Origin of the sequence: Microbispora cellulosiformans, assembly GCF_008728085.1 — a bacterium.
In the GTDB taxonomy this organism is placed as follows: Bacteria; Actinomycetota; Actinomycetes; order Streptosporangiales; family Streptosporangiaceae; genus Microbispora; species Microbispora amethystogenes.
In genome coordinates this window covers 67833-80562 of record NZ_VYTZ01000023.1, presented here as the reverse complement: position 1 = coordinate 80562, position 12730 = coordinate 67833, and the positions used below count along the sequence as shown (strand labels likewise).

The following is a 12730-nucleotide window of genomic DNA, read 5'->3' as shown; positions in this document are numbered from 1 at the left end:
ACTCGGCCTTGATCCGATCGTAGGTGTGCTTGCGCAGATCGTAGTTGCGGAAGCAGCGCTGGGTGAACGCGATCCGCGATACCAGATCGGCGGCCCGGTTGGCCGCGTGCAGGGTTGCCTCCAGCGCTGCCGCCTGCTCGGGCGTCGGCAGGAGTTTCACCTGCACCACCAACCTCACATCGAACACACTACCGTTCGGCCCCTGTCACCTCGATGGGAACCGAACCCTGACGTCCGGACAGAAAACCCAAGCCAGGGAAGCGATTCCTCCCAGGCGTAAACGCCCGGGGTTCCTCGCTAGATAAGCCTGAACAGCGCTCCGCCGCTTTGTGCTGAGGCCCGGCGGGCGTGCTCCCGCCGGGTGCCGGGCCGGCGCTGGAGCCGGCGGACGGCGGACGCGATCCTGAACGACGTCAGACCGGCTGGAGCGGGTGGTGGGACCCGGCGGGTAACTCGACGCGGATCGGGTCGCCCGGCCGGACCTCGCCGCCCGTCACGACCACGCCCATGATCCCCGCCTTGCGCACCAGGTTGCCGTCCTCGTCGCGGTCCAGCACGGCCTTCATCAGCCCGTCCTGGAGGCCGTTGAGCTGGCCGCAGGGGTTGCGCAGGCCGGTCACCTCCACGACGGCCGACTCGCCGAGGTGCAGCCGCGTCCCGGTGGGCAGCCCGAGCAGGTCGACGCCCCTGGTCGTGACGTTCTCCCCCATGTCACCCGCCCGTACGGCGAAGCCCGCGTCACGCAACTCGTCGTGCAGTTCGGCGTGGACGAGATGCACTTGGCGCAGGTTGGGCTGACTCGGATCATGGGCGACCCGCGACCGGTGCTTCACCGTCGTCCCGGAGTGGGCGTCCCCCTCCACTCCCAGGCCGGGCAGCAGCCTGACCGACTCCAGGGGCACCTTGCTGAAGGTGTGGGTCGCGCTGCGGCTCACCGCCGTGACACTGCCGGCCATCTCCGTTCCTCCTCCGCTCACCCGAGCATGTCCTCCATCGCTCCGAGCCATGCTCACATCCGCGGGCCGGCCTGGAAAGGCCGCCGCTCCTCGCCGTGGGCGCGTTCACCGGTGTCCACCGGCGGTCCCGGCTCCGCATGGTGCGCCGCGCGACGCAGGGCGCGCCACGACCCGGGCGCGCAGTGGTCAGGCGCGCGGGCGTCAGGAGCTGAGGAGCTCCTCGCGGCGGCGGGCGAGGGACTCCTGCTCCCGGGCCAGGTGACCGCAACGGGCGGACAGTTCGCCGACCATTCCCCCCACCCATTCGGCGACCTCGCGCACCGCCTCCCCCGTTCGGGCGATCCGCTGGTGCTTGATGGCGTCGGTGATGATGTTGTCGAAGAAGACGTCGGCGAACCAGCGAGTGTCGACCTTCGGCAGCTGGGGCGCGGCGGTCACGCCGACGTCGGCGAGCTCCCGCGAGAACCGGTCGAGCGCGCCCTGCGCGTGCCAGGCCGCCTCGTCGGCCTGCCGCAGGTGCCCGTGCTCGACCATGTCCGCGAAGCCGCCGCCGCTGAACATGTCCCACGTCGAGGCGCCCCGCGCGCCCCCGAGGTGCCGCAGGACGTAGCCGACCGCCTGGCCCGCGGCCGCCCCCGCCTGCCGCGCCTCGTCGTGCTCGCGTAGGTCGGCGGTCACGTTCGCGAGCCGGGCGGCGATGTCGGAGAGCTCCCGCCCGCGCGGATCGCCCGACTCGACCAGCATCCGTTCCTTCCGCGCGAGCAGAACCTCCAGCTCGTGGTGGGGGTTGCCGAGCTCCGCGAGCGACTGGTCGGCGGCGCGCAGGTCGCCGCTCAGCCACTCCAGGCGGGACCGCTGTCCGCCGACCCGCTGGCGGGCCGCCAACGCCTCGGCCCGTTCCCGGGCGAGGCGCTCCTCCTTGTTCCCGGTCAGACCGGCCAGGAAGGCGGCGAAGCCGCCCTGCTCCAGTTTGGCGACGTCCCGGTCCTCCTTGGCGAGCTGCCGTTCCAGGTCCGCCAGCACGCCGCGGACCTCCTCGATCTGGTTGAGAAGAGTCGCACGCTGCCGCATGAGCTGGTCCCGGCGGCGGGCGCGGTCCCTCGCGTCACGGATCTCGTCGTCGATCGCACCAAAAGCAGTCACATCTCACAGACGTCCGAAAACCGCTCTGATGTTCCCACCCCCGTCGCCGCGCTCCCGTCGATCGGTCAGGGGACCAGCACGATCTTCCCGGTGGTCCTGCCGGCCTGCCCCTGCTCGTGGGCCTTCGCCGCCTCGGCCAGGGGCACGGTCAGATCCACGTGAACCGTGAGCCGTCCCGCCTCGACGAGCGAGGTCAGCTCTGCCAGATCGTGCGCCGAGGGACGCACGGAGACGACCTGAAGCCGGACGCCGAGCATGGCCGCCTCCTCTGGGGTGATACCCGGATTTCCGCCCAGTGCCGAGACCAGCAGGCCCCCCTGCCGCAGTGCCGCCGCCGAGCGCTGTCCGTACTCACCTCCCACCAGGTCGAAGACGACGTCCACCGGCCGGGCGGCCGTGACGAAGTCCTCCGCGGTGTAGTCGATCAGGGCGTCGGCGCCCAGACCACGCAGGAACTCGTGCTTGTCCGCCCGGGCGGTGCCGACGACGTACGCCCCGCGCGCCTTGGCGATCTGGACCGCCAGGTGGCCCACGCCCCCGGCGGCGCGATGGACGAGCACCCGGTCGCCCTCCCCGACCCGGGCGATGCCGACCAGCGCCTGCCACGCGGTGAGGCCGGCGAGCGGCAGCCCCGCCGCCTGCTGTGCCGTCAGTCCGGCCGGCCTGCGGACGATCTCGTTCGGCGAGGCGAGCACGTACTCCGCGTACGCGTTGCCGGCCGCGGGGAAGCCGAGCAGCCCGAGCACCTCGTCTCCCGGCGCGAAGGCGGACACTCCCGGCCCGGCCTCCTCCACCACTCCCGACACGTCCCACCCCACGGTGAACGGCGGGTCGCCGAGCAACGGGAAGGCTCCCGCCCGGACCGCGGCGTCGACGGGGTTGTACGCCGCCGCCTCCACCCTGACCAGGACCTGTCCCGGGCCCGGCTCAGGCCGGTCCACCTCGATCACCCGGAGGACGGACGGCTCTCCGAAGGCCGACTGTGTGACTGCTCTCATCGCGTTCTCCTCGCCTGCCGCGCTGGCCGGGGCGCCGTCCGGCGTGCCCGGCGGCCCCCTCGTCGCGATCAAGCGTGGACGACCCCGTATCCGAACGAAAGAAGGCACCTTTCCGGTATATAGGTACCTTGTGGAAACCATGTCACGGCTGCGTCCCCGGGGCGCGGCGGACGCGTACCTGCGCGACTGCGCCTCCCGCAAAGTGCTGGACAGCATCGCGAACAAGTGGACCTGCCTGCTCGTGGACGCCCTGCGCGACGGCCCGGTCAGATTCGGCGCGCTGCGGCGCAGGCTCGACGGGATCACCCAGAAGAGCCTCACCCAGACGCTGCGCGCGATGGAGCGCGACGGGATGGTCGTCCGGACCATGTATCCCACGATTCCTCCCCGGGTGGAGTACGAACTGAGCGACCTCGGGCACAGCCTGGTCGTGCTGATGGAGGGCATCCGCACGTGGTCGGAGACGCACGTCGGTGAGATCGAGGCCGCGCGGGCGGCCTTCGACAGCCGGGCGGCGGAGGAACCGCAACCGGTCCGGCCCGGCTGACCGCGCCCACGTGACGGTGCCCCCGCCTCGGCCGGCCGGGCGCGCTCCGCGGCTCAGGCCACCAGCAGGCCAGGCGTGTGGTGAGGATGGCGGTTCCCGCCGTCCTGGCCGCTCGACCGTCCGGGCCTGAGGCAGGCACAGGCGGCGGCCTCCGGGGTGAGCCGCACACGAAGGTCCCCCGTGCCCGGCCAACCAAGCAAGGCGCCGGACTCGCCCCCGTCCAGACGTAGCCGACCGCCTTCCCCCCACCCGCTCGAGACCACGGCGTATTCGGCTCCGGCCACGCGCAGGCGGTGATCTATGCTGCGGAAGGGCGCCTGGGGGCTGGTCGAGAGCCAGGTGAGGTGGCCCTCCAGCAGCGCTTCGGCGGCGGTCCGCAGCGCGGTGACCGCGCAGAGGCTGTGCACGCAGGCGAGCCCGGTCAGCGTGATCTCCGGAAGCCCGAAGCGCCACAGCCCCCGCGACCGCGCGACGAGACAGGCGCACCCGCCCGGGTCCACACCCACAGCGCCCTCGACACCCCCGGCACCGGGACAGACGCCGTCACCCGTGCCCACACCAGGGCCATCTCCTGCGCCCACACCAGGGCCATCACCGGGGACGCCGCCGAACCCGTCACCGGGGTCGGCGCCGCGCGGGCATCCGGCCTCGGGGTCCGCGCACGACAACCTCCAGCCCAGCCAGTCGTCACCGAGATCGAAGTCCTCGCGCTCCCCCGGGCACTCGGCGCAGTGGTAGATCACCCCGCCGACAAGCGGGTCGTACAGCGTGCCGCGGCAGGCCTCCGCGACCGCCCGCGCGACCGCCCGGGCGACCTGCGCGGCCTCGGGTTGCTCCTCTACCGGTGCCGTGCTCGTCACCACCACGTGGTGACGAGCACGCCGCACCTGTTTCAGGTCGTCGCGGCCCAGGTCCATCCGCCGCCAGGGGGACCGCGCCGAGCGGAACGCCTCCAACGCCAGCCGGGGCGTTCCGAGCGCCTCCCTCGCGCCCCGCCGATGGGCCGGGCCCATCCGCCAGGGCACGACCGACGAAAGGTCGGCCGGCGTACGGTCGGTGACCACGACGAAGACCGACGAGGTCTGCGCGGGCACGGGATAGGTGATACGCATGGCTCCTCCTCGAAGGGTGCTGCGTACGCGGACCGCCGGAACGGCCGCGCGATCCGCCGCGGGAAGTGCCGGAGGAACGGCCGCACACCGAGCCGGCCGCCTCTCCGATCGCCGCGTTGCACAGCCTGCGCCATTTCCTTCGCCCGCGTCCCACCCGAACGCCGCTCTGTGGATAACCGACTCATCGAGACGGCCAGGGCCGGGCTCGTCCACAGGCCGGCACCGTGTCACGCGACAGGGAGGCCCACTGCTCGGCGCTGAGGTCCTTCGGCAGCGCGTACGGCTTCACGCGCGCCGCGCGTGCCCAGTCCCGTACGGTCCGGCGGTCCACACGCCCGGCGCGTTCGACGATCTCCAGGAGGCCGCGCCCGCGCCCGGTGAAGACCCGCCGCACGAAGTCCTGGTACGGACTCCGTTCGTCGACCAGGGGCACCGGCCTCCGTCTCATTTTGAGCAGGCCGCCGTCGACGGAGGGAGCCGGCCGGAACGCCCGTGCGGGCACCCTCGAAGGTACCGGCTCAGGGGCAGCGTGAGCGCCCCGTCTCCCGCGCCGAGCTCGACGATCGGCCCGGTCGTCTCCGCGACGAGATCGCCGATATGGGCGATGACTGAATCGTCGACGAGGAAGTTCTGCCCGAGTTCCTGTCGTCCGCCCTGATGAACCATGAAAGTCGCTCCGCGAATCACGCGATCGGAGCCGGGCAGCACGAAGCGCCGCACCGGCGTGGGACACCGATGGCGGCGGAGCCGAGCAGAGGAAGGTGCCGGGCCGGGCCGCCGCTAGGAGCGGCGGATCCGCATGAAGCACGAGAAGGCGAGCATGAGCGTCACCCTAGTGAGGCCGCGCGAAGAGTCGCACGACGTTTTCCACCCGCGTGTCCCTACGGCACACGCGTCCCGGCCGTCAGGCGTTCAGGGGCTGTCGTTACCCTTAATGTCACAAACTTGGACGATTCGATGACTTGAACTGTTCATGTTTAGGGCGATAGGTTGGCGTCATGACCGCGCCCAGGACTCCGACCACCGCCGAGGAGCTGCGCGGTGCCGGCCTGCGGGTGACGGCCGCCCGTGTCGCGCTGCTGGAGACCGTCCGGCACGGCGACCACCTCGACGTCGAGACGATCGCGTCGGGGGTCCGTGATCGCGTGGGCCACATCTCTCTCCAGGCCGTGTACGAGGCCCTCCACGCGCTCACCGCGGCGGGCCTCATCCGCCGCATCGAGCCGGCCGGCAGCCCGGCCCGGTTCGAGGGCCGCATCGGGGACAACCATCACCACATCGTGTGCCGGTCCTGCGGTGTGGTCGCGGACGTCGACTGCGCGGTCGGCGAGGCCCCCTGCCTGACCTCTTCCGACGACCACGGCTTCGCCATCGACGAGGCCGAGGTCATCTACTGGGGCCTGTGCCCCGGCTGTTCCAGCGCCCGCAGCTCCTGAGCCCCATGATCCGCTGATTCAGAAGGATTTCCATGACTGAGAACCATGACGCGATCGTCACCGACCCGAAGACGGAGGGCGAGGGCGGCGGCTGCCCGGTCGCGCACGGGCGTGCCCTGCACCCCACCCAGGGCGGCGGAAACCGCCAGTGGTGGCCGGAGCGGCTCAACCTGAAGATCCTCGCCAAGAACCCCGCCGTGGCCAACCCCCTCGGGGAGGAGTTCGACTACGCGGCGGCCTTCAACAGCCTCGACCTCCCGGCCGTGAAGCGGGACATCGCCGAGGTGCTGACGACCTCGCAGGACTGGTGGCCGGCCGACTTCGGGCACTACGGCCCGCTCATCATCCGGATGGCCTGGCACAGCGCGGGCACCTACCGCATCAGCGACGGCCGCGGCGGCGCCGGCGCCGGTCAGCAGCGTTTCGCCCCGCTCAACAGCTGGCCCGACAACGCCAACCTCGACAAGGCCCGCCGCCTGCTGTGGCCGGTCAAGAAGAAGTACGGCAAGAACATCTCGTGGGCCGACCTCATGATCCTCGCCGGCAACGTCGCGCTTGAGTCGATGGGCTTCAAGACCTTCGGCTACGCGGGCGGCCGTGCGGACGTATGGGAGTCCGAGGAGGACGTCTACTGGGGTCCCGAGACCACCTGGCTCGGCGACGAGCGCTACACCGGCGACCGGGAGCTCGAAAACCCCCTCGCCGCGGTGCAGATGGGCCTCATCTACGTCAACCCGGAGGGCCCGAACGGCAACCCCGACCCGCTCGCCTCCGCCCGCGACATCCGTGAGACGTTCCGCCGGATGGCGATGAACGACGAGGAGACGGTCGCGCTGATCGCGGGAGGCCACACCTTCGGCAAGACCCACGGCGCCGGCCCGGCCGACGCCGTCGAGGCCGACCCCGAGGCGGCCCCGATCGAGCAGCAGGGCCTCGGCTGGAAGAACACGTACGGCACCGGCAAGGGCGGCGACACGATCACCAGCGGCCTCGAGGTCACCTGGACGCCCACCCCGACCACCTGGGACAACAGCTTCTTCGAGGTGCTGTTCGGCTACGAGTGGGAGCTGACCAAGAGCCCCGCCGGCGCCAACCAGTGGCAGCCGAAGGACGGCGCCGGCGAGGGCACCGTCCCCGACGCCCACGACCCGTCGAAGCGCCAGGCCCCGAAGATGCTCACGACCGACCTCGCGCTCCGGTTCGACCCGATCTACGAGCAGATCTCGCGGCGTTTCCTGGAGAACCCCGACGAGTTCGCGGACGCCTTCGCCCGGGCGTGGTACAAGCTGACGCACCGCGACATGGGCCCGGTCGTGCGCTACCTCGGCCCGGAGGTTCCGTCCGAGGTGCTGCTGTGGCAGGACCCGCTGCCCGAGCGGACGTACGAGCTGGTCGAGGCGGCGGACATCGCCTCCCTCAAGGAGCGGATCCTCGCCACCGGCCTGCCGGTGTCGCAGCTGGTCTACACCGCCTGGGCGGCGGCCTCGTCCTTCCGCGGCAGCGACAAGCGCGGCGGCGCCAACGGCGGCCGCATCCGCCTCCAGCCGCAGAGCGGGTGGGAGGTCAACGACCCCGACCAGCTCGCGACGGTGCTGAGCGCCCTGGAGAGCGTCCAGCAGGAGTTCAACTCCGCCCAGAGCGGTGGCAAGCAGGTCTCGCTGGCCGACCTGATCGTGCTGGCCGGATGCGCCGCCGTCGAGAAGGCCGCCAAGGACGCCGGTTACGACGTCGCGGTGCCCTTCACGCCGGGCCGCGTGGACGCCTCGCAGGAGCAGACGGACGTCGAGTCGTTCGCCGCGATCGAGCCGAGCTCGGACGGCTTCCGCAACTACTACGGGAAGGGCAACCGGCTGCCGGCCGAGTACCTGCTGATCGACCGGGCAAACCTGCTCAACCTCAGCGCCCCCGAGATGACGGTCCTCGTCGGCGGCCTGCGGGTCCTGGGCGCCAACCACCAGCAGTCGAAGCTGGGCGTCCTCACCGAGACCCCCGGCGTGCTGACCAACGACTTCTTCGTCAACCTGCTCGACCTGGGCACGGAGTGGAAGTCGACGTCCGAGGACCAGACCGCGTTCGAGGGCCGCGACGCCGCCACGGGCGAGGTCAAGTGGACCGGCACCCGCGCCGACCTCGTCTTCGGAGCCAACTCGGAGCTGCGCGCGGTCGCGGAGGTCTACGCGAGCGATGACGCCAAGGAGAAGTTCGTGACCGACTTCGTCAAGGCGTGGGACAAGGTCATGAACCTCGACCGGTTCGACCTGCGCTGACATCACGACCATTCGGGCCGGCCCCACTCGGGCCGGCCCGAACGCTTTTCCGTCCAAGAACCCGGCCGAGCGGGACACGACCCGTACAGAGCGGGTGTGAGCTCAGGAGCTCGGCTCGAACTCGCCTGCCTGTACGCCGAGGACGAATGCCTTCCACTCCTCGGGGGTGAAGAACAACGTCGGCCCGTCGGGGTCCTTCGAGTCGCGGAGGGCGATCAACCGGCCGCTCTTGTGATCAGGTCCTCCGTCGACCTCCGCCACCTCGACGCAGTTTCCGCCGTTGTCGCCGGAGAAGCTCGACTTGTGCCAGTGGGCGGTGTTCAGGTCCATCTGTCCTCCATCGCCTGCTGATCAGTTCGAGGGACATGGTCAGCGGCAGTATCTCGGTCGGGCGCTCCTTCGTCACCCGGCCGGCTCGACGCCTCTGGTCATCAGACCGTCCACCAGCAGGCTCAGGTAGCGGTCGACCGGTTCGTCCGGCCCGGGCGTCTGCCGGGCCGCCCAAGCCATCGCGTTGGCCGTGGCCAGCAGTTCGCCCGCGGTCAGGTCTCCGCGCACCTGGCCGGACCGCTGCGCGCGTGCCAGCAGGTCGGCGGCGGTGCGAAGCCCTTCGCAGGAGGCGTGCAGGCGCGAGTCCGGGTCGCGCAACGCGTCCATGACCGACGCGGGGAGCCCTTCGTACTGGGTCGAGGCGGTCACCAGCCGCCGCAACCCGTCTCCCACTGACGAGGTGCATCGTGCCCGAGGAACTCGACGACTGGCATGCCCGTTCGGGCGGCTACGTGCGGCGTCCCCGATTCGAGTCCTACGCCGAGAAGTACGCCGACTACTTCGTGCTGCGGCGGCGCGACGGGATCATCGAGTTGCGGATGCACACCGACGACGGACCGGCCCGCTTCGGTTTCGCCGCGCACAACGCCTGGGGTCAGGCCTGGCAGGAAATAGGCAACGACCCGGACAACGAGGTGCTGATCCTCACCGGCACCGGCGAGCACTGGCTCGCGCTCCCGCCCGGCTCAGCCCTCCCCGGCCCGTCGCGAACGGCGGCGAGGCCGAGCAGACCAGGGCGCTGATGCGGGAGCCGCGCCCGAAGGACTTCGCCTACGAACACACCTACTACGACGCGGTCAAACTGCTGGAGAACTTCGTCTTCGGGATCGACATCCCCACTATCGCGGCGATCAACGGGCCGAGCATCGCGCACACCGAGTTCGCCCTGCTCTGCGACATCACCCTGGCCGCGGACACCGCCACCATCGTCGATCCCCACCTGCCGACCGGAGTCGCCCCCGGCGACGGGCAGCAGCTGACCCTGCAGGAACTCCTCGGCACGAAACGAACCGCCTACCACCTCTACACCGGCGAGCCCGTCGGGGCGCGGCTGGCGCTCGAACTGGGCCTGGTCAACGAGGTGCTACCACCGGATCGGCTGACGGAGGAGCGGCGACGAAGTCCATCAGCGGTACGCCCGGCGGCCGTGCTCGCCCGGCCCGACCACTCCGTGGGTGAGGCCGTCGGCCACCAGCCGGGCCAGGTCCTCACCGAGCGCCGCCGCCTCGCGCAGGGCCGCGCGGAAGTCGGCCAGGCGCCGGAACGCCTCGCCGTACCGGCGTTGCTCGGCCATCGGGAGCAACGGCACCTCCGCGCGCCGTACGTCCACCCGGTAACGGGAGGACATGGTGCTGTAGTGCCGGACGTTGATGGACGCGCACACGAACCCGGCGAGGAAGTAGGGGTCGAGCGCCTCCGGGTCGGGCCGCAGCAGGGACAGGTACGGGCCGAGCAGGGCTTCGCCGGTCGTCAGGACCCGGGCGACCGGGGCGGCGACGACCTGCGGCACCACCACGTCACCGGGTCGTGTGACGACCGCCTTCTCCCCCTCCCACCGCGCGCCGGTCGCCGCGCGTCCCTCCAGCACGTCCTCGGCGGTGAGCACGGGCAGCCCGTACGGCGGCTCCGGGCCCTCCGCCAGACCCGTGGGGCCGAGGGCGAGCATGCCCCGCCGCACCAGCTCGGGCAGCGGGACCAGTACGAGGTCCTCCTGCGGCGGCCCAGCGACACCGGGCAAGAGGCCGGAAACCCGGTCGATCAGGTCGCCCAGCCGGTCACGCGCTCCGGTGAGGCGTTCCTGTGACACGTCGTCGGCGGCCGTGGACAGATAACGGGCGGGGGTGAGGTCGACGTCCTCGTCGAGCAGGTCGACGAGCGGGACCGACCGGCTCACCTCCGTCTCGTCCAGCTCGCGCCCCTCGCCGAACTCCCGCCACGCCTCGACGGCCACCCTGGCGTAGTCGTCCTGCCTGCCCGAGGTGTCGACCATCAGGACGTGGCTCGGCGTGCCGCCCTCCGCGGGCTGGCGGAGGATCCACAGGGTCAGCCCGACCGCGACGTTGGGCACGACGCCCGGCGGGAGCGCGATGACCGCACGCAGCGCGCCGCGCCGCAGGAGCTGGGCCCTGATCCGCCGCCCGGACCTGCGGGCGGCGACGGCCGGCGGCATCAGCAGGACCGCCACGCCGCCGGGTGCCAGGTGGGCGAGCGCGTGCTGCACCCAGGCCAGTTCGGGCTCCACACGCGGCGGCAGGCCGTACTCCCACCGGGGATCGGCGGTCAGCTCCTCGTAGCCCCAGTTGCGGTCGTTGAACGGGGGGTTGCACACCACGGCGTCCACCAGCTCGCCGGGAAAGGCGTCGGCGCGCAGGGAGTCGCCCGCCCTGATCTGGACGTTGTCGCTGCGCAGCGCGAGCCGTACGGCGGTGAGCCGGGCCGACGCGGGATCGACGTCCTGGCCGAACAGGCGGGCCCCGGGCGAGCGCTCCAGCGCACGGCCGAGGATGCGCCCGGAGCCGCAGGCCGGGTCGAGCATGGAGCCGACGCCGTCGCCCACGAGATCGAGCGCGAGCATGACGATCTCGACCGGGGTCGAGTAGACGCGCCGGGTGTGCACCTCGAAATACCGCTCGCGCAGGAACTCGAAGGTGGCGGGGGCGCCGCGTTCCGCCGCCAGCGCGGCGATCGACCTGACCAGCGGCATCCGGGCCGGCGGGAGCGCCTCCGGGAACGCCCGGTCGCTGATGGTCTTGGCGCAGGCGGCCCTGACCCTGTCCGGGACCGCCCGCGCGACCGTCTCGTCGTCTCCGGACGCGAGCCTCTCCCAGTCGTCCGCCTCGTGCTGCAGGTAGACGAGGAAGGCCCCGAGGTCGGCGATCAGGTCGGCGAGTTCGTCGTCGTCGGCCGTCGTGCGCAGTTCCTGCCAGAGCCACTCGTCCGGGGGCAGTTCCCTGCCCTCCGCGTGCCCGCGCAGCCAGTCACGGACTTCGGCGAGCGAGAACGCGGGGCTGGTGGACGTGCCGCCCACGGGCTGGGGGAAGTCGTCGTGGCGGCGTCGCCAGTTGCTCACCGCCGCACGGCCCACACCGGCCATGCGCGCGATGTCGGCCGCGGTGACGTGTACGTCTCGGCGCACGTCCACCGTCCTTCCCCCCCGTTCTACGAACAGAGGGGACGATAACCCACACCCGAGACACAGGCAACGTCGCGTCAAAGTCTGGTTGATGGCGTCAACACATGGTTCAATGGACGGCAAGCCCCGTCACAGAAGGGACCAGGGATCGTGACCTCTCCCATCACGCGCCTCCGGTCGCTGCGCCGCGGACGCGCGATCCATCTCCTGGACATCGAGAACCTCGCCGGGTCCCCTAGGCCCACGACGTACGACGTGCGGCAGACGATGGGCGCCTACCGGCACGCGGTGCCGATAGGGCCGCTCGACCAGTTCATCGTCGCGGTCAACCACAGCGCGCTCGTGCCGGTCGGAGTCGCGATGGGGCGCGCGCTCGGCGGCGTGCAACTGCTGGTCCGCTCCGGTCCCGACGGCGCCGACCAGGCCCTCGACGAGGCTGCCCGTACCGACCGGGTCGACCTGCGCTTCGAGCGGGTCGTGATCGGATCGGGCGACGGGTACTTCGCCGACCTGGCCGGGTGGCTGAAGGGATGCGGCCTGCACGTCACCGTCGCCTCCCAGCGCGACCGCCTGAGCTGGCGGCTCTACACGGCGGTCCCCGACACCGTCACCTTCTCACTTCCGGTCCCCCAGGCCGCCTGATCGCGTTTCGATTTCGAGGGGATTCAGCGACCGGCCCGCCCGGAAGACATTTCGGCGGCGAATGCGCAAAAGGCGTTCCACGGGTGGGGCGAATCTGGGAATATTGCCGGGCCTGCCGCCTGGGGAGTGTCTGATAAATGCTGCCCGTCGCGAGCGGGGATCCAGG

The 12730-nt window shown here is 71.4% G+C and carries 12 protein-coding genes and 2 pseudogenes; 6 read left to right on the top strand and 8 right to left on the bottom strand.

All coding sequences use genetic code 11. The features are described from left to right. Positions 1 to 413 precede the first annotated feature (413 nt). The 3 genes from F5972_RS35400 to F5972_RS35390 form a co-directional block, all read right to left on the bottom strand. On the bottom strand, positions 414 to 956 hold the full coding sequence (locus F5972_RS35400) for an MOSC domain-containing protein (protein ID WP_150940280.1): 543 nt from the start codon (positions 954 to 956) through the stop codon (positions 414 to 416). Between the two features lie 201 nt (positions 957 to 1157). Next, entirely contained in the window at positions 1158 to 2099 is a 942-nt protein-coding gene (locus tag F5972_RS35395) for a hypothetical protein (protein WP_150940279.1), read from the bottom strand. A 65-nt stretch (positions 2100 to 2164) separates the two neighbouring features. Beyond that, on the bottom strand, positions 2165 to 3097 hold the full coding sequence (locus tag F5972_RS35390; RefSeq protein WP_150940277.1) for an NADP-dependent oxidoreductase: 933 nt from the start codon (positions 3095 to 3097) through the stop codon (positions 2165 to 2167). A 139-nt stretch (positions 3098 to 3236) separates the two neighbouring features. Here F5972_RS35390 and F5972_RS35385 point away from each other — a divergent pair, with 139 nt between their 5' ends. Beyond that, a complete protein-coding gene (locus F5972_RS35385; RefSeq protein WP_150940275.1) occupies positions 3237 to 3644 on the top strand; it encodes a winged helix-turn-helix transcriptional regulator in 408 nt (135 codons plus the stop codon). Positions 3645 to 3697: 53 nt separating this feature from the next. Here the strand turns inward: F5972_RS35385 and F5972_RS35380 are convergent, their stop codons facing one another. Beyond that, positions 3698 to 4756, bottom strand: a complete 1059-nt coding sequence (locus tag F5972_RS35380) for a hypothetical protein (protein ID WP_150940273.1) — start codon at positions 4754 to 4756, stop codon at positions 3698 to 3700. Positions 4757 to 4937: 181 nt separating this feature from the next. After that, positions 4938 to 5422 (bottom strand): annotated as a pseudogene (locus F5972_RS39570) (rRNA adenine N-6-methyltransferase family protein). Between the two features lie 332 nt (positions 5423 to 5754). On the opposite strand from F5972_RS39570, the gene F5972_RS35370 reads away from it, so the two are divergent. Together F5972_RS35370 and katG are read left to right on the top strand one after the other, a co-directional pair. After that, a complete protein-coding gene (locus tag F5972_RS35370; protein ID WP_150940271.1) occupies positions 5755 to 6192 on the top strand; it encodes a Fur family transcriptional regulator in 438 nt (145 codons plus the stop codon). A gap of 32 nt (positions 6193 to 6224) precedes the next feature. Further along, positions 6225 to 8459 carry a catalase/peroxidase HPI gene (gene katG, locus F5972_RS35365; RefSeq protein WP_150940269.1) on the top strand — a complete coding sequence of 745 codons (2235 nt, stop codon included), beginning with the start codon at positions 6225 to 6227 and terminating at the stop codon, positions 8457 to 8459. Between the two features lie 102 nt (positions 8460 to 8561). Here katG and F5972_RS35360 read toward each other — a convergent pair whose 3' ends face one another. Beyond that, complete coding sequence (locus F5972_RS35360; RefSeq protein ID WP_150940267.1) at positions 8562 to 8789, bottom strand: DUF397 domain-containing protein; 228 nt, start codon at positions 8787 to 8789, stop codon at positions 8562 to 8564. Positions 8790 to 8861: 72 nt separating this feature from the next. Further along, complete coding sequence (locus F5972_RS35355; RefSeq protein ID WP_150940265.1) at positions 8862 to 9170, bottom strand: SbtR family transcriptional regulator; 309 nt, start codon at positions 9168 to 9170, stop codon at positions 8862 to 8864. 26 nt (positions 9171 to 9196) lie between these two features. Between F5972_RS35355 and F5972_RS35350 the strand changes: the two genes are divergently transcribed. Both F5972_RS35350 and F5972_RS35345 read left to right on the top strand, forming a co-directional pair. Next, positions 9197 to 9532 (top strand): Clp protease/crotonase-like domain-containing protein, encoded by a 336-nt coding sequence (locus F5972_RS35350; RefSeq protein WP_150940263.1) that lies wholly within the window; start codon positions 9197 to 9199, stop codon positions 9530 to 9532. Next, positions 9532 to 9846 (top strand): annotated as a pseudogene (locus F5972_RS35345) (enoyl-CoA hydratase/isomerase family protein); the annotation flags it as partial. The gene F5972_RS35350 and the pseudogene F5972_RS35345, both read left to right, overlap by 1 nt. A gap of 69 nt (positions 9847 to 9915) precedes the next feature. Here the strand turns inward: F5972_RS35345 and F5972_RS35340 are convergent. Beyond that, positions 9916 to 11925: an N-6 DNA methylase gene (locus tag F5972_RS35340; protein WP_225312189.1), complete on the bottom strand. Its 2010-nt coding sequence runs from the start codon at positions 11923 to 11925 to the stop codon at positions 9916 to 9918. Between the two features lie 147 nt (positions 11926 to 12072). On the opposite strand from F5972_RS35340, the gene F5972_RS35335 reads away from it, so the two are divergent. Further along, positions 12073 to 12564 (top strand): PIN domain-containing protein, encoded by a 492-nt coding sequence (locus F5972_RS35335; RefSeq protein WP_150940261.1) that lies wholly within the window; start codon positions 12073 to 12075, stop codon positions 12562 to 12564. Positions 12565 to 12730 lie beyond the last annotated feature (166 nt).